Source organism: Bacillus sp. EB106-08-02-XG196, assembly GCF_013396335.1.
Taxonomy (GTDB): Bacteria; Bacillota; Bacilli; order Bacillales; family Cytobacillaceae; genus Neobacillus.
The window spans coordinates 1-26,649 of record NZ_JABWSY010000005.1 but is presented as its reverse complement, the minus strand read 5'-3'; the positions used below and the strand labels follow the sequence as shown (position 1 = coordinate 26,649).

Annotated in this window: 23 protein-coding genes, 1 rRNA gene and 1 pseudogene; 10 read left to right on the top strand and 15 right to left on the bottom strand. The window is 38.1% G+C overall.

Translation table 11 applies throughout. The annotated features are described in order from the left end of the window. Positions 1-41 precede the first annotated feature (41 nt). The 4 genes from ychF to MLOOGBEN_RS08910 all read right to left on the bottom strand — a co-directional run bounded on the left by ychF (position 42) and on the right by MLOOGBEN_RS08910 (position 4,447). Positions 42-1,142, bottom strand: coding sequence for a redox-regulated ATPase YchF (ychF, locus tag MLOOGBEN_RS08925; RefSeq protein ID WP_179157919.1), 1,101 nt, complete (start codon positions 1,140-1,142; stop codon positions 42-44). Between the two features lie 134 nt (positions 1,143-1,276). Continuing rightward, entirely contained in the window at positions 1,277-3,274 is a 1,998-nt protein-coding gene (locus MLOOGBEN_RS08920) for a molybdopterin-dependent oxidoreductase (RefSeq protein WP_179157918.1), read from the bottom strand. A gap of 75 nt (positions 3,275-3,349) precedes the next feature. Beyond that, a complete protein-coding gene (locus MLOOGBEN_RS08915; protein WP_095247385.1) occupies positions 3,350-3,547 on the bottom strand; it encodes a DUF951 domain-containing protein in 198 nt (65 codons plus the stop codon). A gap of 15 nt (positions 3,548-3,562) precedes the next feature. Beyond that, on the bottom strand, positions 3,563-4,447 hold the full coding sequence (locus MLOOGBEN_RS08910; protein WP_179157917.1) for a mechanosensitive ion channel family protein: 885 nt from the start codon (positions 4,445-4,447) through the stop codon (positions 3,563-3,565). Positions 4,448-4,620: 173 nt separating this feature from the next. Between MLOOGBEN_RS08910 and yyaC the strand changes: the two genes are divergently transcribed. Further along, positions 4,621-5,238: a spore protease YyaC gene (yyaC, locus tag MLOOGBEN_RS08905; RefSeq protein ID WP_179157916.1), complete on the top strand. Its 618-nt coding sequence runs from the start codon at positions 4,621-4,623 to the stop codon at positions 5,236-5,238. 57 nt (positions 5,239-5,295) lie between these two features. Here yyaC and MLOOGBEN_RS08900 read toward each other — a convergent pair whose 3' ends face one another. From MLOOGBEN_RS08900 to rpmH, 11 genes are all read right to left on the bottom strand, one after another. Then, positions 5,296-6,021, bottom strand: a complete 726-nt coding sequence (locus MLOOGBEN_RS08900; protein WP_179157915.1) for a DUF554 domain-containing protein — start codon at positions 6,019-6,021, stop codon at positions 5,296-5,298. 113 nt (positions 6,022-6,134) lie between these two features. Continuing rightward, the gene (locus tag MLOOGBEN_RS08895) at positions 6,135-6,992 is read right to left on the bottom strand and encodes a ParB/RepB/Spo0J family partition protein (protein WP_179157914.1); all 858 of its coding nucleotides are present in this window, start codon (positions 6,990-6,992) and stop codon (positions 6,135-6,137) included. Next, positions 6,985-7,746: a ParA family protein gene (locus MLOOGBEN_RS08890; RefSeq protein ID WP_179157913.1), complete on the bottom strand. Its 762-nt coding sequence runs from the start codon at positions 7,744-7,746 to the stop codon at positions 6,985-6,987. The genes MLOOGBEN_RS08895 and MLOOGBEN_RS08890 overlap by 8 nt, the downstream gene beginning before the upstream one ends. A gap of 237 nt (positions 7,747-7,983) precedes the next feature. Further along, on the bottom strand, positions 7,984-8,868 hold the full coding sequence (gene noc, locus MLOOGBEN_RS08885; protein WP_179157912.1) for a nucleoid occlusion protein: 885 nt from the start codon (positions 8,866-8,868) through the stop codon (positions 7,984-7,986). A gap of 110 nt (positions 8,869-8,978) precedes the next feature. Further along, on the bottom strand, positions 8,979-9,695 hold the full coding sequence (gene rsmG, locus MLOOGBEN_RS08880) for a 16S rRNA (guanine(527)-N(7))-methyltransferase RsmG (RefSeq protein WP_179157911.1): 717 nt from the start codon (positions 9,693-9,695) through the stop codon (positions 8,979-8,981). Between the two features lie 27 nt (positions 9,696-9,722). Further along, positions 9,723-11,612 (bottom strand): tRNA uridine-5-carboxymethylaminomethyl(34) synthesis enzyme MnmG, encoded by a 1,890-nt coding sequence (gene mnmG / locus MLOOGBEN_RS08875; protein WP_179157910.1) that lies wholly within the window; start codon positions 11,610-11,612, stop codon positions 9,723-9,725. A 160-nt stretch (positions 11,613-11,772) separates the two neighbouring features. Next, complete coding sequence (gene mnmE / locus MLOOGBEN_RS08870) at positions 11,773-13,158, bottom strand: tRNA uridine-5-carboxymethylaminomethyl(34) synthesis GTPase MnmE (protein WP_179157909.1); 1,386 nt, start codon at positions 13,156-13,158, stop codon at positions 11,773-11,775. Positions 13,159-13,438: 280 nt separating this feature from the next. Further along, entirely contained in the window at positions 13,439-14,059 is a 621-nt protein-coding gene (jag, locus tag MLOOGBEN_RS08865) for an RNA-binding cell elongation regulator Jag/EloR (protein ID WP_179157908.1), read from the bottom strand. Then, positions 14,056-14,832, bottom strand: coding sequence for a YidC family membrane integrase SpoIIIJ (spoIIIJ, locus tag MLOOGBEN_RS08860; RefSeq protein WP_179157907.1), 777 nt, complete (start codon positions 14,830-14,832; stop codon positions 14,056-14,058). Before spoIIIJ ends, jag begins: the two co-directional genes overlap by 4 nt. A gap of 152 nt (positions 14,833-14,984) precedes the next feature. Continuing rightward, positions 14,985-15,329: a ribonuclease P protein component gene (rnpA, locus tag MLOOGBEN_RS08855; protein ID WP_179157906.1), complete on the bottom strand. Its 345-nt coding sequence runs from the start codon at positions 15,327-15,329 to the stop codon at positions 14,985-14,987. Positions 15,330-15,411: 82 nt separating this feature from the next. Beyond that, the gene (gene rpmH / locus MLOOGBEN_RS08850; RefSeq protein WP_007084526.1) at positions 15,412-15,546 is read right to left on the bottom strand and encodes a 50S ribosomal protein L34; all 135 of its coding nucleotides are present in this window, start codon (positions 15,544-15,546) and stop codon (positions 15,412-15,414) included. 695 nt (positions 15,547-16,241) lie between these two features. On the opposite strand from rpmH, the gene dnaA reads away from it, so the two are divergent. The 9 genes and pseudogenes from dnaA to MLOOGBEN_RS08805 all read left to right on the top strand — a co-directional run. Beyond that, positions 16,242-17,588, top strand: a complete 1,347-nt coding sequence (gene dnaA / locus MLOOGBEN_RS08845) for a chromosomal replication initiator protein DnaA (RefSeq protein ID WP_179157905.1) — start codon at positions 16,242-16,244, stop codon at positions 17,586-17,588. 209 nt (positions 17,589-17,797) lie between these two features. Continuing rightward, positions 17,798-18,934: a DNA polymerase III subunit beta gene (gene dnaN, locus MLOOGBEN_RS08840; RefSeq protein ID WP_179157904.1), complete on the top strand. Its 1,137-nt coding sequence runs from the start codon at positions 17,798-17,800 to the stop codon at positions 18,932-18,934. A 105-nt stretch (positions 18,935-19,039) separates the two neighbouring features. Beyond that, a pseudogene (gene dnaN / locus MLOOGBEN_RS08835) lies at positions 19,040-19,669 on the top strand (DNA polymerase III subunit beta); the annotation flags it as partial. A 103-nt stretch (positions 19,670-19,772) separates the two neighbouring features. After that, complete coding sequence (gene yaaA, locus MLOOGBEN_RS08830) at positions 19,773-19,988, top strand: S4 domain-containing protein YaaA (RefSeq protein ID WP_179157903.1); 216 nt, start codon at positions 19,773-19,775, stop codon at positions 19,986-19,988. A 20-nt stretch (positions 19,989-20,008) separates the two neighbouring features. Beyond that, positions 20,009-21,127, top strand: coding sequence for a DNA replication/repair protein RecF (recF, locus tag MLOOGBEN_RS08825; protein ID WP_179157902.1), 1,119 nt, complete (start codon positions 20,009-20,011; stop codon positions 21,125-21,127). A 9-nt stretch (positions 21,128-21,136) separates the two neighbouring features. Beyond that, on the top strand, positions 21,137-21,385 hold the full coding sequence (gene remB, locus MLOOGBEN_RS08820) for an extracellular matrix regulator RemB (RefSeq protein WP_179157901.1): 249 nt from the start codon (positions 21,137-21,139) through the stop codon (positions 21,383-21,385). A gap of 69 nt (positions 21,386-21,454) precedes the next feature. Beyond that, the gene (gene gyrB / locus MLOOGBEN_RS08815) at positions 21,455-23,377 is read left to right on the top strand and encodes a DNA topoisomerase (ATP-hydrolyzing) subunit B (protein ID WP_179158176.1); all 1,923 of its coding nucleotides are present in this window, start codon (positions 21,455-21,457) and stop codon (positions 23,375-23,377) included. A gap of 117 nt (positions 23,378-23,494) precedes the next feature. Continuing rightward, complete coding sequence (gyrA, locus tag MLOOGBEN_RS08810) at positions 23,495-26,065, top strand: DNA gyrase subunit A (protein WP_179157900.1); 2,571 nt, start codon at positions 23,495-23,497, stop codon at positions 26,063-26,065. 311 nt (positions 26,066-26,376) lie between these two features. Continuing rightward, positions 26,377-26,649: ribosomal RNA gene (locus tag MLOOGBEN_RS08805) — 16S ribosomal RNA — on the top strand; the annotation flags it as partial.

Below are 26,649 nucleotides of genomic sequence, written 5' to 3'. Positions count from 1 at the left end.
CTCTCCATGTAAAAAGCCTTGCAAACGCAAGGCTGATCATTTTACACATTGAAACGGAAGTGAATGACGTCTCCATCTTTTACTAAATATTCTTTTCCTTCTAAACGGACTTTTCCTGCTTCCTTCGCGGCATTGTGACTTCCTGCTGCTAATAAGTCATCATATGAAACCGTTTCGGCACGAATAAATCCGCGTTCAAAGTCAGAGTGAATGATACCCGCACATTGTGGAGCCTTCATTCCGTTTATAAACGTCCACGCGCGAACTTCTTGCACACCCGCTGTAAAGTAGGTAGCTAATCCAAGTAAGTTATAAGCCGCACGTATTAATTGATCAAGTCCAGATTCTTCAATTCCAAGCTCTTCAAGGAACATTTGCTTTTCTTCGCCCTCGAGTTCAGCAATTTCTTCTTCAATTTTTGCACAAATCACGATTACTTCCGCATTGTCTGCCGCTGCAAACTCACGAACCTTCTGAACATATTCGTTTTCTGATGGATTTGCTACATCATCTTCACCTACGTTTGCCACATAAAGAACTGGCTTAATCGTCAAAAGATGAAGCATTTTTGCGATTTTCAGCTGTTCTTCAGTAAACTCAACCGTCCGTGCCGGCTTTTCAGCTTCAAAAGCATCACGAAGCATAGAAAGCACTTCAAACTCAGCCGCAGCCTCTTTATCTTTTTGCTTCGCTAGTTTTTCAACCCGGCTTATTCGTTTCTCAACCGATTCCATGTCAGCAAGGATTAACTCTAAGTTAATGACCTCAATATCTGAAATAGGATCGACTTTCCCTGAAACGTGGGTAATATTATCATCTGCAAAGCAGCGGACAACCTGACAAATTGCGTCTACTTGACGAATATGTGATAAGAATTTATTTCCTAGTCCTTCACCTTTACTTGCACCCTTTACAATTCCTGCAATATCCGTAAACTCAAATGCAGTGGGAACTGTCTTTTTCGGCTGAACAAGCTCCGTCAATTTATTAAGACGGTGGTCTGGTACTTCCACAATCCCAACGTTTGGATCAATCGTACAGAACGGATAGTTAGCTGATTCAGCTCCAGCCTGTGTGATTGCATTAAATAATGTAGACTTCCCGACATTCGGTAAACCTACAATTCCTGCTGTTAAAGCCATAACATTCACTCCTCTAGAAATCACATCTATTTTATTAAAAATAAGTACGAAATTAATTAAAAATGCCTCTCACAATTATAGGCATTAGTTATTAAAAAGACAAGAACAACAAAAACTGGCGCACGAGTCACCAGTTAGTTAATTTTTTCAATATTTACAAGACAATCATATAAGGTACTGCCTAGTCCATTATCGGATTCACCGCTTGAGGTTAAGGTATTTACAGAACCGCCAAACCTCTTCCAAATCCCTTCATCGATATTTATCGTGTTTGGGTGGGCTTTAGGCAAAATAGCGAGATATCCTTTCACCTCACCACGATCATTCCATACTCTTACAAAGTCCCCATCTTTAAGATCCTTGTCAGCCGCAATATTCCCTGCCACTTCTACCTTCAGTTGAGGTTCCTTTGGAAAAAGATGATAATTTTGAGAGTGATTTGATCTTAATGGATGGATGGTTAATAAGTTATATGGAAACTTCTCAGCTAGGTCGGGATTGTTCCATTTTGATTCTTCAGGAACGGCTAATTTCAACTTACCTTCTTCGCCCTTATTCATAGATGTAAATTCATATTTCCCAGAGGCCGTTTTGAACTGGAAATCCTCCCATGGAACTCGCTTTACCGGCAATTCAAGAGCACTTTTCTCTTTAAGTTCATCTAACGTTTTTCCCTTTTCAGCTAACGACTGAAGAGACAATTCCAACAACTGCTCTCTTGAAAACTTAAAATCATCACCAAATCCAAGTCTCTGTGCAAGCTGTGTCCAAATCCATAAATCCGACTTTGCTTCTCCAGGGGCTGAAATGAGTTTCGGACCATAGTTCACATAATGATGATACATAGAAGAATAATAAATATCTTCTTCTTCAAATGATGTTGTAGTTGGCAGCACATAATCAGCATGCTGCGCTGTATCCGTCATAAATTGCTCAATAACCACTAATGTCGAAACAGACGCAAAGGCTTTTTCTACGATGGATGAATCCGGTACCTGTGTAAGAGGATTGCCACAGGTGACGATAATCATCTTAATTTCTGGATCAATGGCAGCGAGTACTTCCTCCGCTTGCTTCATAATCGAAAACTGTCTATGGCTGGTCTTGCGATCACTCATTGTTAAATTAGCAATATCAAAGCTTTGACCTACTTGGAGATTTGCATAATTTGCGCCTCCGCCTAGAATTCCAATATTGCCGCTTACCGCTACAAGAGCATCAATCAAACGGATCGTATTCCCGCCGTTTTTGTAACGCTGCAGGCCAAGTCCCATAAAAGTCGCTGTTGGTTTATCTGTAAAGACCTTTGCTAAAGAGTGGATCGTTTCAATTGGTACTTCTGTCATTTCACTGATTTTTTCTAAAGAAATAGTATCAATAAGGTTTTCTAAATCCTCAAAGCCATACGTATATTGGTCAATAAACCCACGATCTTCTATTCCTAATCGGAGAATTTCCTTTATGATACCGGCAGCAAGTAGACCATCCATTCCAGGTTTTACTGATATATATTCGTCTGCTATTTTTGCAGTTGCATTATATAGAGGATCTATTACATAAATTTTCAGACCATTTTTCTTTGCTTCTAGTAGCTTTTCATAAAAGTGCATGTTGGTCCGCGCGACGTTTCTTCCCCAAATAATAATGTTTTTACTATTTAGGATATCGTCTGGTTCATGACCATAAGCATCACCAAAATCCCACTTTTGCGCCTCAATTCCCGCACCCCAGCAAAGTGATCCAAAAATTTCTGTAACGCCGCCATAACCATTAAAAAATCGTTGATCTAGACTTTTTAGTATTCCGTTGTTTGCATAATCATGACTATGGAGGACAGCAGTGGAACCATATTGTTCTTTAACTTCCTTCAACTTAAGTGAAATTTCATCAAGTGCTTGGTTCCATGAAATTTGCTTAAACTCTCCATTCACCTTTTTTAAGGGATATAGAATCCGTTCAGGAGAATTGGTCCTTGTTTCGAGCATTCTTCCTCTGCCGCAAATTTTCCCCTTGGTAATCGGGTGCGAGGGGTCACCTTCGACCTTTATTACTTTATTATTTTCAATCGTTACAAGAAGACCACAGCTGTCCCAGCAATTTAAAGGACATGCTGATTTCAGAACTTCAGCCAAATTCCCTCACCCCCAAAATAATCTATCTACTTTTTTAATAGGATAATATATTTAAGCCAAAAAAAGAAGCATGAACTACTGTTCATGCTTCACCAATATTTTCTTCATTTTCCGGGAAAACTCACGCCTCGGGATCATTACACTATGATCACAGCCTTCACATTTAATGCGAATATCCATCCCCATGCGAATAATTTTCCAGCGATTGGTTCCACATGGGTGCTGTTTCTTCATTTCAACAACATCATTTAACCCAAATTCTTTTTCCTCCATTGAAATCCTCTCCTTCTAAACACCAGGTTCAGTGATATTTCCAGAATTCTTTGAGTACATGACCATACGTGGATATGGAATTTCAATTCCATGCGCATCTAAACATTCTTTAACATCTCTTTTAATATTCCTTGTAACACCCGCATGCTTCATTGGCAGTGTTTCAGCAACAATTCTTAAAACAACCTCTGATGGTCCTAAGGTTTGGACACCTAAAAGCTCAGGTGCCTTCGTTAATTCTTCGTATTGATCCGGCATTTTTTCAAGCAAATCCCTGATGACCTTTTGCGTTTTTTCGATATCTTCTTCATATGCCACAGAGATATCAATAATGGCAAGGCTATTATTTAATGAGAAATTTGTTACCTGAATAATGCTTCCATTCGGCAGGATGTGGACTTCTCCTGTCCAGCTTTTTAACTTGGTTGTTCGTAAACCAATCGTTTGAACGGTTCCTTCAAATTGGTCTATTCGAACGTGATCACCAACTGAAAACTGATCCTCAAAAATAATAAAGAAACCGCTGATTACATCTTTGACAAGACTCTGCGCTCCAAAACCCACGGCGAGTCCGACAACCCCAGCCCCAGCAATCAGCGCTTTTACATCAATGGTTAAGACAGAAAGAATCATCATAAAAGAAATAAAATAGACAACGTATGTAAGTACATTATCGAGAAGCTTTGATAATGTTTCTTCCCTGCGTTCGGAAGTCTTAAGTGGAGACCGCGTTCTTATTTTGAAAACATTATCAATGGCCAGACTGCCTAACTTAATAAGAATTTTAGCAACGATCATAATCGCAATAATCTTAAGTAAACCTTCCCCTATAGCGAGCCACGTATCTTCATTTTGGAATTTATCAATAAATCTTTGAATAATCCTTTGAGTAGAACTCATTTAAACACCCTTTCCCTTTACCTGATGAATCACACTTATTTTACCAAGTTTCCTTTGTACTTTATAGTATTGTGAATTATTCATTTTTTCAACTGGAATTCTTTGCTTGACTACGTATAGATTTTCTTAATATTCCGTATACTGTTAAAAAGAAAAGACCGAGGAGTGGACTTATGAATCTGATACCTAGTTTCTTGGATAGGAGGGCTAACACGCAGCGAATACCTCATGATGATATTCAAGCTGTTGACAATCTTTCGATGGAGCTCTTAAGGTTCCTGCCAAGGAATGCGGAGCGGCCAATCGTTTTTGTTTGTATTGGAACTGACCGCTCAACCGGAGATTCACTAGGACCACTTGTAGGATCACTACTAGAGGAAAAGGACATTTCTTCCTTTCATGTGTATGGTACTCTAGATGAGCCCATTCATGCTGTAAATCTAAATGAACGTTTGCAAGAAATAACGATAAAACATCATGATCCCTATATTATTGGGATTGATGCCTGTTTAGGACGAATGAAAAATGTTGGAGTTATCCAGGTAGGTGATGGCCCGGTTAAACCTGGTGCTGGTGTAAATAAAGAACTTCCTGCCGTTGGAAATATCCACATAACAGGGATCGTCAACGTAAGCGGCTTTATGGAGTTTTTTGTCTTACAAAATACACGGCTTAACCTGGTTATGAAAATGGCAAAAACAATCGCAAATGGAATTTATCAGGCAAGTATTCTTCATACAAAAGGAAGACTGCAAGAACTTGCACAGCAAGAGCAGAAAAAAACCAATTAAAAGAGCAATTTGGAATAACTCCAATTGCTCTTTTGTTTTTACAAAAATTGTAAACTATTACAAGTAAAGATTATATAGATAGAGAATCGTAACGATAAGCCCTGTCACGACAATAGCAGGGAGGAGGTTTGCTACCTTTATTTTCACTAGTCCTGTTAGATTTAGACCGATAGCGAAAATCATAACACCGCCTGTCGCTGTCATTTCAACAATGAACTGGTCCATCAACAATTGTGGAACAAATGTATTAATTTGGGTGGCAAACAAGGCAATAATTCCTTGATAAAGCATAACAGGAATGGCAGAAAAAATAACACCAATCCCTAAGGTAGTCGTTAAAATAATAGACGTAAATCCATCGATGAGCCCTTTTGTATACAAAACATCATGATCACCGCGTATTCCGCTATCCAGTGCTCCTATTATTGCCATAGCGCCAATAACAAAGATCAAGGTTGCTGTAACGAATCCCTCAGCAATACTGCCTTTTCCAGCAGCTTTTCCGTTAGAACCTATTTTCTTTTCCAGCCAAAGCCCAAGTTGATTCAGTTTTTCCTCCAATTGCAGAAGCTCCCCAAAAACAGCTCCCATAACCAAACTAATAATCACAATTAGGAAATTCTCACTTTTCAATCCCATTTGTAAGCCTAGGACAATCACTGATAGTCCTATCGCGTACATGACTGTTGTTTTCATGCTTTCCGGAATTCTGTTTAAAAGTCTTCCAATTAACACTCCAATTATAATTAGTACTCCATTTACAAGTGTTCCTAATAAAAACATTATCTATTCACCTATTCTTCGAATCTCGAAATTTATAATAGTATTAAACTATCATGTTTAAGCAGACTTGAAAAGTTATTTATTTTCAAAAAAATAAACCATCCTCTGATGGTTTAATAAGCTTCTTCCTTGCTTAGCATTTCTAGAATCCGTTCTAAATCTTCTTCGGAGAAAAATTCAATTTCAATTTTCCCTTTATTTTTGGATTTCTTAATGTTTACCGTCGTACCAAAGCGTTCGCGAAGGGAGTGTTCACGCTCCTGGATAAACACATCCTTTTTCTTTTCTGGCTTTTTTGTTTCACGTGGAACATTTTCATTTAATTGTTGGATAAGTTTTTCCAGTTGGCGGACATTCAACGATTCCTGAATAATTTTATCAACTACAGCTGGCAGCTTTGCCTTTTGTCTCAGCCCTAGGAGTGCTCGGCCATGTCCCATTGAAATTTTCTCGGTTGAAATTAACTCTTGAATCTTAGCAGGTAGAGAGAGAAGACGGATATGATTGGCTACATGCGGGCGGCTTTTTCCTAGACGCTTTGCTACCTCTTCTTGGGTAAAATTTAACTTTTCCATTAACGTTTGGTATGCTTGTCCTTCTTCAATCGCGTTTAGATCTTCCCGCTGAAGATTTTCCAATACTGCTAATTCCATCATTTGCTGCTCTGTTAACTCTCTAACAACAGCTGGAACAGTGTCTAGTTTTGCTTCCTTAGCAGCTCGAAAGCGTCTTTCTCCGACAACAATTTCATACCCTTTTATGCTTTTTCTTACCACAAGAGGCTGGAGTATTCCATGCTCTAATATAGAAGCCTTTAGCTCATCAATGGCCTCTTGTTGGAAGGTTTTTCTTGGCTGGTAAGGATTTGGACGCAATTCCTTTAAACTAATTTCCTGGACAGTCTCTTCCTTACCGGCTTCGATATTTGTAAAAAACGCATTTATGCCTTTTTTTCCTAAACCTTTAGCCATTTGAGACCACTTCCTTTGCTAGATCTAAATAAACTTCTGCCCCACGAGATTTTGAATCATAATTAATAATTGGTTCACCATGACTCGGAGCCTCACTTAGACGTACATTTCTTGGAATAATAGTTTTATATACTTTGTCTTGAAAATACTTTTTAACTTCTTCGATTACTTGGATGCCTAGATTGGTTCGGGCATCGAGCATCGTTAATAATACGCCTTCTATTTTCAAGTCTTGGTTTAAGTGTTTTTGTACTAATCGCACTGTATTTAGTAACTGACTCAAACCTTCTAAAGCATAATATTCACATTGAACAGGGATTAACACAGAGTCAGAAGCAGTTAAGGAGTTAAGCGTCAATAATCCTAATGAAGGCGGGCAATCAATAATAATATAATCAAATTGATCCTTGACTTCTTCAAGAGCCCGCTTTAATCGGACTTCTCTTGAGATAGTAGGAACCAGCTCAATCTCTGCTCCTGCTAGCTGAATAGTAGCTGGTATAGCATATAAATTCTCTACGGATGTTGGTTTTATAACATCCTTTGCTTCCACATCATCTACCAAAACATCATATATACACTGTTCTACTTCTGCTTTTTCAATACCAATTCCGCTTGTTGCATTCCCTTGTGGATCAATGTCTACTAATAAAACCTTTTTCCCAATGTATGCTAAGCAGGCGCCTAGATTGACAGAGGTTGTTGTCTTTCCAACTCCGCCCTTTTGATTCGCGATTGCAATGGTTTTGCCCACGATGTCACCTACCTTGTTTCAAATAAAATACTAAATTTAGTCATATAAACTAGTAAAACTAGTAAATTAAAATTTCCATGCTATTTATTTTATCATGAAACTGATTTATTGTTATTTTTTTTGAAAAAATATTAGTGAAGATGGAAGTTGCTTTTACATTATTTTACAAAAATGATTCCTTGTATACAAAAATAAAAACCAAACTGCTTAAAAGTCTGGTTCCATTTTGTGATTATTTTATTTTTTCTTTGGAATTTTTATTGTAAATTGATAATAATCTTCAAATTCTTCTTCTTCCGAGTCGAGATTAATCCCATTATCAGAAACCATAGTTAACGATTGCCTTATGGTATTTACAGCAATTCTCATATCTTTTGAGAATGCTTTCCTTTTTGGCTTTGGTTTTTGGTTCTTTTCTTCTAATATCCTGGCAACTCTGTCCTCTGTTTGCTTTACATTAAGATTCTTTTCAATTATTTCTTGTAAGAACAAAACCTGCTTCTCAGGATCTTTAAGTGGAATAAGTGCTCGAGCATGCCGTTCTGTTATTTCTTTATTTAACAAGGATTCTTGAATAAGCTGTGGCAGCTTTAAAAGTCTGAGCTTATTTGCAACGGTTGACTGACCTTTTCCGAGGCGCTGAGCAAGCGCTTCTTGCGTTAAGTTGTGCAGTTCAAGAAGCTTTCCATAAGCAATTGCCTCTTCAATAGGCGATAGTTCTTCCCGCTGCAGGTTTTCAATTAAAGCAACAGAGGCGGTTTCTCTGTCTGAATAATTTTTTATAATTGCTGGTGCTTCCTCCCAGCCGAGCTTCTTCATAGCCCGGTAGCGGCGCTCACCGGCAATAATTTCATAATTTCCTTCAAACTGCCGTACTACAATTGGCTGAATGATTCCGTGAGTATGAATTGTTCGTGATAATTCCTCTATTTTTTCATCATCAAATACGGTTCGAGGCTGAAAACGATTTGGAACAATACTATCAATCGGAATCCTTTTTATTTCCTCATTTTTTACAGCATCCAGCTCTTCTTCTAACTCCGTTTCAAGCTCTTTCTCTAACTCAACCTTTTGATCTCCTTTTTCGCCGAGGCCAAAAAAGCGTGAAAACGAATTCTTCATCCCCAACACCACCTTTACGAAACTCCCTATTACTTATTTCGCTATCAAACTGTTTTCTTCCTGCCAAAACCGATTGATTATTTCAACAAAATAATCCACTCTTAACTCGATTATTCAATTGGCATTTTACCAGGTGTCCCTGGTTTTCGCGGATATTTTTTCGGCGTTTGCTTTTCTTTTTTAATCACAAGGATATTTCTTTCACTTTCTTCCATCGGTAAAGTGAAGGTAAACATCTGTTCTAATTTTCCCCCAAGTGTACTGATTGCCTTCTGTCCAACACTTAATTCATCATTCGCATGAGCTGCCTTCATCGCGACGAAATGTCCTCCCACTTTCACAAGAGGAAGGCAAAGTTCACTAAGAACTGACATTCTAGCAACGGCTCTGGCTGTCACAAGGTCATAGGACTCCCTATGGGACGGATTAACCCCAAAGGTTTCAGCGCGATCATGAATGAAGTGGACCTTTTCCAATTTTAATACATTTGCTAAATGATTTAAAAAGGAAATTCGCTTATTTAATGAATCAACGATTGTCACTTCTAAATGAGGAAAGGCGATTTTTAATGGAATACTTGGAAATCCTGCACCTGCACCGACATCACAGAGATGAAGGGGCTGCGTGAAATCAAAATAAAACGCAGCAGATATGGAATCATAGAAATGTTTTAAATAGACATCACCTTGTTCGGTGATGGCCGTTAGGTTCATTTTCTCATTCCATTCAACCAAGGTATGAAAGTATTTCTCAAATTGATCTAGCTGCTCATCGCTAAGGGTAATCCCCTTCTCAAGAAGCATGGCTTTGAATTGTTCGATGTTCATCAGCAAAACTTCCTCTTTTTAAAAAAATTATGAATTACTTGTTTTTGCTATTCTTCCTTGTTCTAAATAGATAAGGAGGATTGAGATATCGGCTGGATTTACTCCAGAGATTCTTGAAGCTTGGGCAAGTGATAATGGTTTGATTTGTTTTAAATTTTGCTTTGCTTCATTTGCAAGTCCTGATATGGAATCATAATCGATATTTTCAGGGATTTTCTTGTTTTCCATCTTCTTTAAACGTTCAACCTGCTGAAGCGATTTTTCAATGTATCCTTCATATTTAACTTGGATTTCTACCTGCTCTTTAATGTCCTGATCTAATTCCACCTCACTAGGTGTCAGCTTTTCAATGTGTTCATAGGACATTTCAGGTCGTTTTAATAAATCTGCAGCAAGGATTCCATCTTTAAGCTCACTGCCGCCCATGCTTCGGATTAACTCTTGAACTTCTGTTGAAGGTTTTATGCGGACCGATGAAAGTCTTTCTTTTTCCGCCTCAACCGCGTCCCTTTTAGCTAAAAATCTTTGATAACGCTCCTCTGGTATCAGACCAATTGAGTGACCAATTTCCGTTAACCGTAAGTCAGCATTATCATGGCGTAGTAACAAGCGATACTCCGCTCTTGATGTTAACAAACGATACGGTTCACTTGTTCCTTTTGTGATTAAATCATCAATTAACACACCAATATAGGCATCTGAACGACTAAGAATTAACGGTTCTTTTCCAAGTGCATTCAATCCAGCATTAATACCAGCCATAATACCTTGTCCCGCTGCTTCTTCATATCCGGAGGTACCGTTAATTTGACCAGCTGTAAAGAGATTTTTTACAACCTTTGTTTCAAGTGTCGGCCAAAGCTGAGTTGGATCAATCGCATCATATTCAATCGCATATCCAGATCTCATCATTTGAACATTTTCTAATCCTGGAATAGATCTAAGGAGCTGCTGCTGGACATCCTCAGGCAGACTAGTCGATAAGCCTTGAACATAAACCTCATGTGTATTTCTTCCTTCTGGCTCAAGGAAAATTTGATGGCGCGGTTTATCATTAAAACGAACCACTTTATCTTCAATCGATGGACAGTAACGCGGACCTGTTCCTTTGATCATTCCAGAATACATCGGTGAACGATGCAGGTTTTGATCAATTAACGTATGCGTTTGTTCATTTGTATAAGTTAACCAACATGGCAGCTGGTCAGTAATATATTTAGTCGTTTCATACGAGAATGCTCTTGGAACCTCGTCGCCCGGCTGAATCTCTGTTTTGCTGTAATCAATCGTATGACTATTAACCCGTGGCGGAGTTCCTGTCTTAAAACGAACCAACGCAAACCCAAGTTCTTCTAAATGCTCAGATAACTTGATAGATGGCTGTTGGTTATTAGGGCCGCTTGAATACTTCAATTCTCCAAGGATAATTTCACCACGAAGATACGTACCCGTCGTAATAATAACTGTTTTTGCGCGGTAAATGGCACCTGTTTTTGTAATGACCCCTACACAAATCCCGTCCTCAACAATCAGTCTTTCAACCATACCTTGAAGGAGTGTCAGGTTTGGTGTGTCTTCAATCGTTTTTTTCATTTCAGATTGATAGTCAACTTTATCTGCCTGTGCCCGCAATGCACGGACTGCAGGACCCTTTCCAGTATTCAACATTCTCATTTGAATATGTGTTTTATCTATATTTTTCCCCATTTCCCCGCCTAGTGCATCTATTTCCCGGACAACAATTCCTTTTGCAGGTCCGCCAATCGATGGATTACAAGGCATAAAGGCAACCATATCAAGGTTAATGGTAATCATTAATGTTTTCGCACCCAATCGTGCCGCCGCGAGGCCCGCCTCACAGCCAGCATGTCCGGCACCAATGACCACAACGTCAAAATTACCTGCTTCGTATGACATCTCTTTCCTCCTCTTTCAAAAACTATTGTCTAGCTCCGGCGTCTAGCCCCTCGAGGTCACTTCGGTCCAGCGCTTGTCGGGGCTGAACACTAAGGAAAACTCCTTAGAATAGCCTTCGCAGGAACAAGCTGTGCTTGTTCCGAAGCCGCCTCCGCTTTTCTTATTTACCTAAACAGAACTGTGAAAATAGCTGGTCAATGAGGCTTTCGTGTACACTATCTCCGATTACTTCACCAAGCAATTCCCAGGTCCTTGTAATATCTATTTGAACGATATCAATTGGAGTTCCCATTTCTACTCCAGCAATCGCTTCTTCTATTGTATGCAAACTTTGGCCAATCAAAGCAATATGGCGGCTGTTCGATAGATAGGTCATATCACCAGCGTCAATTGTCCCTGCAAAGAACAAGGAGGATATTGCTTCCTCAAGCTCATCCACGCCACGGTCCTCTAATAATGAGGTAGTGACAATTTTATGCTCTCTTGCCAATTCCCTTACACGATCCATATCAATTCGCTGCGTGAGGTCTGTCTTATTGACAATGACAATCACATCCATGCCTTTAACAGCCTCAAAAAGATTTTCATCCTCTTTTGTAAATTTATCAGCATGATTTAACACTAACAAGATTAAATCGGCTTCTTTTAAAACTTGTCGGGATTTTTCAACTCCGATTCTTTCAACAATATCTTCTGTTTCCCTTATTCCTGCCGTGTCTAACAGTCTAAGCGGCACTCCGCGTACATTGACATATTCCTCAATAACATCACGGGTTGTTCCAGGTATATCTGTGACAATCGCTTTGTTTTCCTGTACAAGACTATTTAATAACGAAGATTTTCCAACGTTTGGGCGGCCAACAATGACCGTAGAAAGTCCTTCACGCAATATTTTTCCTTGCTGAGAAGTTTGCAGCAATTTTTTTAGTTCATCACGAACATACATGGCTTTTTCTAATAGCATTTTATGAGTCATTTCTTCGACATCATCATATTCCGGATAATCGATGTTCACTTCAACATGTGCGAGTACCTCTAAAATTTCCTGGCGCAATCCCCTAATTAATTTTGATAATCGCCCTTCCATTTGGCCCAATGCTACATTCATAGCCCGATCTGTTTTGGCTCTAATCAAATCCATTACAGCTTCTGCCTGAGATAAATCTATCCGTCCGTTTAAAAATGCCCGTTTCGTGAATTCACCTGGTTCTGCCAGCCGAGCCCCATAGGCTAATACATGCTGCAGTACTCGATTAACGGAAACAATCCCGCCGTGACAATTAATTTCCACTACATCCTCTTTTGTAAAAGTTTTTGGGCCCTTCATAACTGATATCATTACTTCTTCAATCACTTGCTCATTCTTAGGATTGATTAAATGTCCATAATGGATCGTATGTGTCGGAACTTCTATCAACCTTTTACCACCGATGCTTCGAAAAACTTGATCCGCAATTTTAATGGAATCATCGCCACTCAATCGTACAATTGCAATTGCTCCCTCACCCATTGGTGTCGATATAGCAGCTATCGTATCAAATTCCATTACTTTCACCACTCTTTTTAAAATTAATCTATATATATAAACGTTATTTTGCACCAAATTATTAGAATACCACAGAATCCTCATCTGAAAAACCAGAAATCCTTTAGCTAATTATCCACAACCTGTTTAATGACTACGTATTATTTTAACTTATCCACATGTGAATAACAATAAAACAAGAGATTTCATATAATTGTTATAAACCGCTGCTTTTTGAATCTAACTTTCGACAAACGGCAAAAAAAGACATCCTTCGACAAAGGATGTCTTTCGAATTATATTATTTGGCTGGTGAAATAACGATATGTCTGTGTGGATCTGATCCATCTGAAAAAGTTTTTACTCGTTTGTTATCGGATAAAGCTGTGTGAATGACTTTACGCTCGTATGAAGGCATCGGTTCCAATGCTACATCCTTGCCAGTCTTTAAAGCCTTTAGTGCAAGACGATGAGCTAATTGTATCAACGTATCATTTCTTCGATTCCGGTAATCCTCCGCATCCAAGATAAGTGTTAAGTATTGATTTGAAAAGCGATTAATGATTAGCTGTGCTAAATATTGGAGTGAATTTAAAGTTTGTCCTCTTTTTCCAATCAAAAGAGCAATTTTTTCTCCCGTCATAACGAACAAAACTTGTTTTCCATCGCGTTTCATTTCAATACTGATGGGAGCTCCCATTTGTTCACTAACCTGAAGCAGAAACTTCCTTGCTTCCTCAATTGGGTCAATAATCACCGTAACCTTAACGACAGCTGGACGCGAACCAAAAATTCCAAATATACCTTTTTTACCTTCATCGATAATAGCTACATCTGCGCGGTCTCTTGTTGTGTTTAATTGAGCTAAAGCTGATTCCACTGCTTCTACGACTGTTTGTCCGGTAGCAGTTACTTGTTTCACTTTTTTGCTCCTCCCGCTTTACCGGATTCCTGCACCTTTTTCAGATCCGGTCCTTTAATGAAATAGGTTTGAACGATCATGAAAAGATTTCCTACTACCCAATACAAGGAAAGAGCTGCAGGGAAATTAAAAGCAAAAATAACAATCATAATCGGCATCATCCAAAGCATCATCGCCATTTGCGGATTATGCTCTTGTCCGGCCATCATTAATTTTTGCTGAATAAATGTGGTGATACCTGCAATAATCGGTAAGATATAAAAAGGATCCTTATCCCCTAGATCAAACCACAGGAAACTGTGATCAGCAATTTCTCTTGTTCTTGAAATTGCATGGTAGAAACCAATTAGGATAGGCATTTGGACGATTAATGGAAAACATCCAGCCATCGGATTTACTCCATGCTTTTGAAAAAGTGCCATGGTTTCTTGCTGTAATTTCTGTTGTGTCTTCTGATCCTTGGAGCTGTATTTTTCCCTAAGAGCCTTCATCTCTGGCTGCAAAGCCTGCATGGCCTTTGAGCTTCTAGTCTGCTTTATCATCAGTGGTAAGATCGCTAACCGAATTAAGAGTGTAACGACAATCAATGAAAAACCAAAGCTTCCACCAAGGATTTCTGCACCTTTCACAATGATCCAGGAAAGCGGATAGACAATGTACTCGTTCCAAAAGCCTGTACTTTCAGCATCAATCGGCTTATTAATTTCTGTACATCCTGTTAAGAACAAAAACACAGAAACGATACCAATCAATAGTAATATTCGTTTTTTCAACCGAATTTTCCTCCTTGAACAATATATATACTATTTAAGTATGAATACCCTTTTTTGTGAATATCAAATTGGAATATTTCATAGGTATTTTACCATCTATTAGAATAATTTGTCTCATAAATTTAAAGCGAATACAATATTATTTTGCCAGACTACCTTTTCTTTAAAACCTTTCCAACCTTAAATACATGGGTTAAGCTCTTTTTTACCTCAAAAAAGTCCATTTCGGCTGCAGGTTTTCTAGCAATAATGACATAATCATTACCTGGTAATAGTAAATCTGACAATTCGAAAACAGCTTGTCTTATGTATCTTTTAATTTGATTTCTAATCACAGCATTTCCAATTTTTTTGCTGACAGACAGCCCAATTCGAAAATAGTCTTGATCCTCTTTCTTCAGACTATAGACAACAAATTGTCGATTTGCGAATGATTGTCCCTTTTGAAATGCCCCTTGGAATTCCTTATTCTTCTTTACCCGTAATTCTTTCTTCATAGAAAACACCTTCCATTTACGCAAAAACTTTTCCTTTGAGAAAGATATTTATTAGAAAAAAGACCACTGATGTTTCAGTGGCCTAAGCTGATAATACTTTTCTTCCTTTTAGACGACGGCGCGCTAGAACTTTACGTCCGTTAGCTGAGCTCATACGACTGCGGAAACCGTGAACTTTACTATGTTTACGTTTATTTGGTTGATATGTTCTTTTCATTATAAGACACCTCCCTGAGGAATAGCTGTTAAAGACAGTCTAACTTATTATAAAGAGTGACCTCAATATTGTCAACCTGCCCAATCATATTGTCCCCCAGTATCTAATTTTTTTGCAGTGAGATCTTTTTCAGTCACGAAATCATTATTTTCCAAATGTCTATTAAAATTACCCTGTGGATATTTTTTTCGACTTTTTTTACGCAGTTTCACAAGATATTGACAGTTTTTGCACAGGACACACTACTTGTGGACAAGTTTTAATCACATATTGTTACAGTTGTGGATAAACCACGAAAAGGCATTGCACGTCTGCCTTTTATTTGATATTATATTTGTGTTTTCACTCTGAATAACTTCGTCATAAAAATATGTTATCCACAAATTGTGGATAAGGTGTGGACAAGTTATTCTAGCATACTGCAGAAACTTGTCCACAAGCGGTGGATATTGTCGAAACTCCACTTTATTTCCTATAATATATTTTTCCACAACCATTGTTTCGTATATTTATAAATTAGTAGGTTGTACAGCTTGTATAACGTTGTTTTTTCACAGAACTTTTGTTCATTACGAATGAGGATACTTCCTTACACTTTGTGAAAAAATATCACTATATATGGAGTCTAGACGAGAAACATACTGCAAATTGCATTTCAATAATAGATAGATAAAAGAAAAAAGGAGGGACAACCGTTGGAGAATATTGCGGATCTTTGGAATGCTGCTCTAGCCAATATTGAGAAGAAGATTAGCAAACCTAGTTATGACACCTGGCTGAAGTCCACAAAGGCCCATTCCCTTCAAGGCAATCTACTTGTGATCACTGCTCCAAATGAATTTGCACGTGATTGGCTCGAGGAGCGTTATTCCCAGTTAATTGCTGGTATTCTGTATGAAATTACTGGTGAAGAGCTATCTGTCAAGTTCATTATTCCGCAAAATCAAAAAGAGGAAGACCCAGATTTATTATTGCCAGCTAAAAAGGCAAAAAAGGAAGAAGATCAACATGATTTTCCGCAAAATATATTAAATCCTAAATACCTGTTTGATACGTTTGTCATTGGTTCTGGCAACAGGTTTGCTCACGCTGCATCCCTTGCTGTAGCTGAAGCACCTGCAAAAGCGTATAATCCCTTATTCATTTATGGGGGCGTTGGATTAGGAAAAACTCACCTAATGCATGCGATTGGCCATTATGTTTTAGAGCATAAGCCGAACGCTAAAGTGGTTTATTTATCTTCAGAAAAATTCACGAATGAATTTATTAATTCCATTCGTGACAATAAAGCGGTAGAATTCCGCAATAAATATCGAAATGTGGATGTGCTTTTAATTGATGATATTCAATTCTTAGCTGGAAAAGAATCAACTCAAGAGGAATTTTTCCATACTTTTAATACTCTTCATGAGGAAAGCAAGCAAATAGTTATCTCGAGTGATCGTCCGCCAAGGGAAATCCCGACACTTGAGGACCGCCTTCGTTCACGCTTTGAATGGGGATTAATTACGGATATTACGCCGCCAGATTTAGAAACAAGAATTGCCATCCTCAGGAAAAAAGCGAAGGCAGAAGGTTTAGACATTCCAAACGAAGTTATGCTCTATATTGCTAATCAAATCGATACAAATATCAGAGAGCTAGAAGGAGCATTAATCCGTGTAGTTGCTTATTCATCCTTAATCAATAAGGATATTAATGCAGATTTAGCATCCGAAGCATTAAAGGATATCATTCCAAGTTCAAAGCCAAGGGTAATCACGATTCATGAAATCCAAAGAACTGTCGGTGAACACTACAGCGTTAAGCTTGAAGATTTTAAAGCCAAAAAACGGACAAAGTCTGTAGCTTTTCCTAGACAAATTGCTATGTATTTATCACGTGAATTAACCGATTATTCTCTGCCAAAGATAGGAGAAGAGTTTGGAGGACGTGATCACACTACGGTCATCCATGCTCATGAAAAGATATCCAAGCTGCTGCAATCTGATCTTCAGCTGCAAAAACAGATGAAGGAATTAAATGAGCTGTTGAAAGTTTAGTGTAATTGTGAATAACTTGCCCTAGTTTACACACAGTCTGTCCACATGTTGATAGACTGTGTTTCCATTGTAAAAAATGAGTTATCCACATATCAACAGGCCCTACTAGTACTTCTACTATTTTTTCTTTTAAAAAACTTATTATTATATGTTTAAGAAATGCCATTTATTCGTACTTAGAAATAAAAAATTGCTGGGAGGATTTTGATATGAGATTTATCATCCAAAGGGACCGTCTTGTTCAAAGTGTCCAAGATGTAATGAAGGCTGTTACATCAAGAACAACCATTCCAATACTGACAGGAATTAAAATTACAGCTACTAGCGAAGGAGTTACCCTAACTGGAAGTGATTCAGATATTTCAATTGAATCATTTATTCCAAATGAGGAATCCGGGGACGAAATCGTTGAGATTAAACAAAGTGGTTCCATTGTCCTTCAAGCAAAATTCTTTAGTGAGATTGTTAAAAAGTTACCTACAGATAGTGTTGAAATTGAGGTGCTTGGGTCATTACAGACTGTTATTCGTTCTGGTAAATCAGAATTTAACTTGAACGGATTGGATGCAGAAGAATACCCGCACCTGCCACAGATAGAAGAAAATAATAAATTTCATATAGCTACTGATTTGTTAAAAATGATGATTCGTCAGACCTTTTTTGCAGTGTCCACTTCCGAAACACGACCCATCTTGACAGGTGTAAACTGGAAGATTGAAAATGGCGAATTAAACTGTATTGCAACAGATAGTCACCGGCTGGCTTTAAGAAAGGCAAAAATTGAAACAGAAAATAATGAAAGTTACAATGTAGTCATACCGGGTAAGAGTTTGAATGAATTGAGTAAGATCATTGATGACTCGAACGAATTAATTGATATCGTTATAACTGAAAATCAAATTTTGTTTAAAGCGAAGCATCTGTTATTCTTCTCAAGGCTGCTGGAAGGGAATTATCCTGATACTTCTAGACTGATTCCGAATGAAAGTAAAACAGAAATCATTGTTAATACAAAGGAATTCCTTCATGCTATCGATCGTGCTTCCCTATTAGCGCGTGAAGGCAGAAACAATGTTGTCAAACTTTCAACGTTTGATAGCGGTGTAATTGAAATTTCTTCTAACACACCTGAAGTAGGGAAAGTTGTCGAGGAAATACAAAGTCAATCGATTGATGGAGAAGAATTAAAGATATCCTTTAGCGCTAAATATATGATGGATGCCTTAAAGGCACTTGAGGGTACAGATATAAGAGTGAGTTTTACTGGTGCTATGCGGCCATTTGTTATTAAACCGTTACATGACGAGACAACATTACAATTGATTTTGCCAGTTAGAACTTACTAAGATAAATTTTACAAATAGTCACCATGATTTTGGTGACTTTCTTTATTTATCTTTTTTTAAAGTATTGAGACCATTTTAGAAATGAGTGATAAACATTGCCCGAAGAAAAATGGCGAATTAAACTGTATTGCAACAGATAGTCACCGGCTGGCTTTAAGAAAGGCAAAAATTGAAACAGAAAATAATGAAAGTTACAATGTAGTCATACCGGGTAAGAGTTTGAATGAATTGAGTAAGATCATTGATGACTCGAACGAATTAATTGATATCGTTATAACTGAAAATCAAATTTTGTTTAAAGCGAAGCATCTGTTATTCTTCTCAAGGCTGCTGGAAGGGAATTATCCTGATACTTCTAGACTGATTCCGAATGAAAGTAAAACAGAAATCATTGTTAATACAAAGGAATTCCTTCATGCTATCGATCGTGCTTCCCTATTAGCGCGTGAAGGCAGAAACAATGTTGTCAAACTTTCAACGTTTGATAGCGGTGTAATTGAAATTTCTTCTAACACACCTGAAGTAGGGAAAGTTGTCGAGGAAATACAAAGTCAATCGATTGATGGAGAAGAATTAAAGATATCCTTTAGCGCTAAATATATGATGGATGCCTTAAAGGCACTTGAGGGTACAGATATAAGAGTGAGTTTTACTGGTGCTATGCGGCCATTTGTTATTAAACCGTTACATGACGAGACAACATTACAATTGATTTTGCCAGTTAGAACTTACTAAGATAAATTTTACAAATAGTCACCATGATTTTGGTGACTTTCTTTATTTATCTTTTTTTAGTAAAATAAAGTATTGAGACCATTTTAGAAATGAGTGATAAACATTGCCCGAAGAAATAAAGCTAAATACAGAGTTTATTACGTTAGGACAATTTCTTAAATTAGCTGACGTCATCCAATCTGGTGGTATGGCCAAATGGTTTTTAAGTGAAAACGATATTTTTATTAATGGTGAACAAGATCAAAGAAGAGGCAGAAAGCTTCGAGTAGGAGATAAAGTGAGAATTCCTGGCCACGGAGAATTTTTGATAACCGAGTAACTAAAGGTTGTGTCGTTTTCATGTATATTGAACAGTTATCGCTAAGAAATTATCGGAATTATGAGAGCTTATCAGTTGAATTTGAAAATAAAGTAAATGTGATCCTTGGGGAAAATGCCCAGGGTAAAACAAATGTGATGGAGTCTATCTATGTTTTAGCCATGGCTAAATCCCACCGAACATCAAATGATAAAGATCTTATTCGCTGGGATCAGGAGTATGCTAAAATAGAGGGCAGGGTTCAAAAACAATACAGTTCTTTGCCTTTGCAATTAATTATTTCTAAAAAAGGCAAAAAGGCCAGATGCAATCATATGGAACAGCGAAAATTAAGTCAATATGTTGGGAACATGAATGTAGTCATGTTTGCACCGGAAGATTTAAATTTAGTTAAAGGCAGCCCTCAAATAAGAAGGCGGTTTATTGATATGGAAATTGGGCAGGTTTCGCCCATTTATTTACATGATATGAGTCAGTATCAAAAAATACTTCAACAGCGAAATCATTTTTTGAAGATGCTGCAAATTAAAAAACAGACAGACCAAACCATGCTTGAAATTCTTACAGAGCAGTTTATTGATATGGCTGTGAGAATTGTATTAAAAAGATTTGAATTTCTTCATTTGCTTGAAAATTGGGCCAAACCTATTCATAAAGGCATTTCTCGAGGACTGGAATCATTGGAAATTGTCTATAAACCATCAGTGGATGTATTAGAAGAGCAAGATTTGTCGAAAATGAAAGCATGCTTTGAGGAAAAATTTAGCAAAGTTAGAACAAGGGAAATAGAACGAGGAACAACCCTATTTGGACCTCATCGTGATGATTTGTTGTTTTTTGTCAATGAGAGAGATGTCTCAACGTTTGGGTCACAGGGCCAGCAAAGAACAACCGCGCTTTCTGTTAAACTTGCCGAAATTGAGTTAATTCATTCAGAAATTCGCGAATATCCAATCTTACTCCTTGACGATGTCTTATCTGAATTAGATGACTATCGTCAGTCACACTTGCTTAATACCATTCAGGGGAAAGTCCAAACATTCGTTACAACAACTAGCGTTGACGGCATCCATCATCAAACATTAAAAGAGGCTTCAACTTTTGAAGTAGAGTCTGGTTTTATCAATAAAGTTAATTGAGGTGGAAGTGTGTATATACATGTTGGGGAAGATTTAAATATCAGGGCGAAGGATATCATCGCCATTCTTGATAAAGGGTGCGTGAATTCATCAAACTTACTTGAGGAATTCTTAAAACAGCATAAGGAAAAGCTCGTTAATCTTTCAAAAAACCCCTTTAAATCGGTCGTAATTACATATGACAAGGTTTATTTATCCCCTATTTCTTCCGGAACATTAAAAAAACGTTCAAATCAAAAGGAAATGCAGGTATATTGAAATTATTATTTTTCATTTTAGGTGAATAGAGTATTTTTTGAATGAAAGTGCGGGGTGAACGGTATGACAATGGAACAAAAATTAGTCGAGGAACAAGAATATGGCGCGGATCAAATACAAGTTCTAGAAGGCCTAGAAGCTGTTAGAAAAAGACCAGGTATGTACATTGGTTCAACGAGCGGAAAGGGTCTCCATCATCTTGTCTGGGAAATTGTAGATAACAGTATCGATGAGGCTTTGGCTGGTTATTGTGATGAAATCAATGTCATCATTGAAGAAGATAACAGTATAACCGTTAAAGATAACGGACGTGGGATTCCCGTCGGAATTCAAGAAAAAATGGGAAGACCAGCCGTTGAAGTTATTATGACTGTTCTCCATGCTGGAGGTAAGTTCGGCGGCGGCGGATATAAGGTTTCAGGCGGTCTGCATGGTGTAGGTGCTTCAGTTGTTAATGCCCTTTCCACCAATTTAGAGGTCTTTGTTCATCGTGACGGTAATATTTACGCCATTAATTTCGAACGTGGAGCTGTAGTCAAGGAATTAGAAAAAATTGGAACTACCGATAAAACAGGTACGATTACTCACTTTAAACCAGACGGGGAAATTTTTACGGAAACATTGGAATATGAGTTTGATATTCTGGCAACTCGTTTGCGTGAATTGGCATTCTTAAATCGCGGTATTAAAATCACAATTAAAGATAATCGTGTGGAAAATAAACAGAATGAATATTACTATGAAGGCGGAATTAAATCCTATGTAGAGCATTTAAACCGCACAAAGGAAGTCATTCATGATGAACCTATTTTTATTGAGGGAGAACGCGATGGTATTAGTGTTGAAGTCGCTCTTCAATACAATGAGGGATATACAGATAGCATTTACTCCTTTGCGAATAACATCCATACCTATGAAGGCGGAACACATGAATCTGGATTTAAAACAGGATTAACCCGTGTTATTAATGATTATGCAAGAAAAAATGGTTTAATTAAAGAGAATGACACGAATTTATCTGGTGAAGATGTGCGTGAAGGATTAACAGCGATTGTCTCAATCAAACATCCAGATCCGCAATTCGAAGGACAAACGAAAACAAAACTTGGAAACTCCGAAGTAAGAACCATAACAGATTCATTATTCTCGAATCATTTTGATAAGTTCTTATTAGAAAATCCTCAAGTCGCTAAAAAAATTGTTGAAAAAGGACTTATGGCTGCAAGGGCACGACTGGCTGCTAAGAAGGCAAGGGAACTGACGCGACGTAAGAGTGCTTTAGAAGTTTCCAGTTTACCTGGGAAATTAGCAGACTGTTCATCAAAGGACCCTTCTATTAGCGAATTGTACATTGTAGAGGGTGATTCAGCAGGCGGTTCAGCTAAACAGGGCCGTGACCGTCATTTCCAAGCAATTCTCCCATTAAGAGGAAAAATCCTTAATGTTGAGAAGGCACGTTTAGACAGGATTCTATCTAATAACGAGGTTCGTTCCATGATAACGGCAATTGGAACAGGTATTGGAGAAGATTTTGATATTGCAAAAGCTAGATATCATAAAATAGTCATTATGACGGATGCGGATGTTGATGGTGCTCATATTCGAACACTATTGTTAACTTTCTTTTACCGTTATATTCGAAAAATATTAGAAGCTGGCTATGTATATATTGCCCAGCCGCCATTATATAAAGTACAGCAAGGTAAAAAAATTAGGTATGCGTATGATGAAAAAGAGCTGAATCAAATATTCGCAGAGCTGCCAAGTCAGCCTAAGCCTAATATCCAACGTTATAAAGGGTTAGGTGAAATGAATCCTGAGCAATTATGGGAAACAACCATGGACCCATCTACTAGAACCATGCTTCAGGTTAGTCTTGAAGATGCAATTGAAGCGGATGAGACATTTGAAATGTTAATGGGTGACAAAGTAGAACCGCGCCGTAACTTCATAGAAGCAAACGCACAATACGTGAAGAATTTAGATATATAAAGAAATGCCTATATAGAAAGGGATAGAGGGGTTACCACTATCCTCCTTTTTTCGTTTATATAGATTTCACTGGATGACATCCAAAGGCAGATTGTCACCAAAATAGGAGGTACTCAAATGGCAGAAACACCAAATTCTCAAATAAAAGATATTAATATCAGTCATGAAATGAAAACATCCTTTCTTGACTATGCAATGAGTGTTATTGTTTCACGTGCCCTTCCAGATGTACGAGATGGATTAAAACCAGTCCACCGCCGTATTCTATACGCTATGCATGATCTAGGAATACATGCTGATAAACCTTACAAAAAGTCAGCCCGTATCGTCGGTGATGTAATCGGTAAATATCACCCTCACGGTGATTCCGCCGTTTATGAAACGATGGTACGGATGGCACAGGATTTTAACTATCGGTATATGCTTGTAGATGGACATGGAAACTTTGGTTCGGTAGACGGTGATTCAGCAGCAGCCATGCGTTATACAGAATCAAGGATGTCTAAAATCTCAATGGAATTATTAAGAGATTTAAACAAAGATACGATTGATTTTCAAGATAACTATGATGGTGAGGAAAGAGAGCCATCCGTTTTACCAGCGAGATTTCCCAACCTTTTAGTTAACGGTTCTTCTGGAATTGCTGTTGGTATGGCTACTAATATTCCACCGCACCAGCTTGGCGAGGTGATTGATGGCGTATTAGCTATTTCTAAGGATCCAGATATAACAATTCAAGAGTTAATGGAAATTATTCCTGGCCCCGACTTTCCAACCGGAGGAATCATCATGGGCCGAAGTGGTATTCGTAAGGCATACGAAACTGGCAGAGGTTCAATAACCATTCGCGGGAAAGTAGTAATCGAACAAAAATCAAATGGTAAAGAAGTTATTATTGTTAATGAGTTACCATACCAAGTAAATAAAGCAAAATTAGTTGAAAGAATTGCGGAATTACACCGTGATAAAAAAATAGAAGGCATTACCGATTTAAGAGATGAATCAGATCGCAAAGGGATGCGAATTGTTATTGAGGTTCGTAAAGATGCGAATGCGAATGTCCTCTTAAACAACTTATATAAACAAACATCACTACAAACGAGCTTCGGAATCAATACATTAGCTCTTGTTAGTGGGCATCCAAAGGTATTAAATCTAAAACAATGTCTAGTCCATTATTTAGACCATCAAGTAGTGGTTATTCGCAGACGAACAGAGTTTGAGTTACGTAAAGCAGAAGCACGTGCTCATATTTTGGATGGTTTAAGGATTGCTTTAGATAATCTTGATGCCGTCATTAGTTTAATTAGAAGTTCACGGACAACGGATATTGCCCGCGAAGGTTTAATGACACAATTTAACCTTTCTGAAAAACAAGCCCAGGCTATTCTGGATATGCGCTTGCAGCGTTTGACAGGTTTAGAAAGAGAGAAAATTGAGGAAGAGTATCAAGCCTTGGTACAGCTTATCGCTGAGTTAAAAGCTATTTTAGCTGATGATGAAAAGGTGCTTGAAATCATTCGTGGAGAATTGATTGAAATTAAAGAGAGATTTAATGATACTCGCCGCACGGAAATTCAAACGGGCGGAATTGAAAATATTGAAGATGAGGATCTCATTCCACGTGAAAATATTGTCATTACACTTACACATAATGGCTATATTAAACGCCTCCCTGTTTCAACGTATCGCGCGCAAAGAAGAGGCGGTCGCGGTATACAAGGAATGGGTACGAATGAAGATGACTTTGTTGAGCATTTAATCACGACGTCTACTCATGATACAATTCTCTTCTTTACGAATAAAGGGAAGGTTTATCGCTCAAAGGGTTATGAAATTCCTGAATACAGCCGTACGGCTAAAGGACTGCCAATCATTAATCTTCTTGGAATTGAAAAAGGAGAATGGGTGAATGCCATTATTCCAATTGAGGAATTTGTGGATGATTGGTACCTATTCTTTACAACAAAAGAGGGTATTTCTAAGCGTTCACCATTAACTTCTTTTGCACATATTCGTAATAATGGTCTTATTGCGTTGAGTCTCCGTGAAGGTGATGAACTGATTTCAGTCCGTTTAACGGATGGAACAAAGCATATGATTATTGGTACGAAAAAAGGAATGCTCATCCGTTTTCCTGAAACAGATGTCAGGTCTATGGGAAGAACTGCAACGGGCGTAAAAGGGATTTCCTTAGATAGTGATGATGAAGTAGTCGGTATGGAAGTACTTGAGGAAAATAGCAGTGTCCTTATCGTCACCAAGAACGGATTTGGTAAGCGCACACCAGCAGAAGAGTACCGTATTCAAGGCAGGGGCGGTAAAGGTATTAAAACATGCCACGTTACCGAGAAAAATGGTCCTCTAGTTTCCGTAAGAGCTGTAACGGGCGAAGAAGACTTAATGTTAATCACTACTGGCGGTGTCCTTATCCGTATTGATGTAGCTGGCATTTCGACTATGGGGCGAAACACACAAGGTGTTAAATTAATTAGTATTAAAGGCGACGAGCATGATTTTGTTGCAACTGTTGCACAAGTAGAAAAAGAAGAGGTTTCAGAAGAAACAGATTCAGAGGATACGGAAGGCACAGAAGGCTTAGAAGCAGCAGCTGAAACAGGTGAAGATCATGCTGCAGATGATGAGTTGAATTCTGAAGAGGATAGCTCTGAAACTACTGAAGAATAAATTATATTTGAAAGGAGTACCTAGTTTGGTACTCCTTTTCAAATTAATTATCGCTTTTTGGTATTTTTCTCTTGATTGATAGTATTAATGCTGGTATACTCATTTGAGTCGGCAAGATTAGTAATTGTAAAGCAAGATAAAAACAATTAGACGTTGACATTCTTATTAATAGATGATATATTAATAAAGTCGCTTCTGAGCGATAATGAAAAATTGATCTTTGAAAACTAAACAAACAAGAACGTCAACAAACAATTTTTTTAGCTTTTTATAAAAGCTAAGCCAACGTAACATTTTTGAGCTAATCAACTTTCTTGGAGAGTTTGATCCTGGCTCAGGACGAACGCTGGCGGCGTGCCTAATACATGCAAGTCGAGCGAATCTTGAGGTGCTTGCACCTCTTGGTTAGCGGCGGACGGGTGAGTAACACGTGGGCAACCTGCCTGTAAGACTGGGATAACACCGGGAAACCGGTGCTAATACCGGATAATCCTTTTCCTCTCATGAGGAAAAGCTGAAAGTCGGTTTACGCTGACACTTACAGATGGGCCCGCGGCGCATTAGCTAGTTGGTGAGGTAACGGC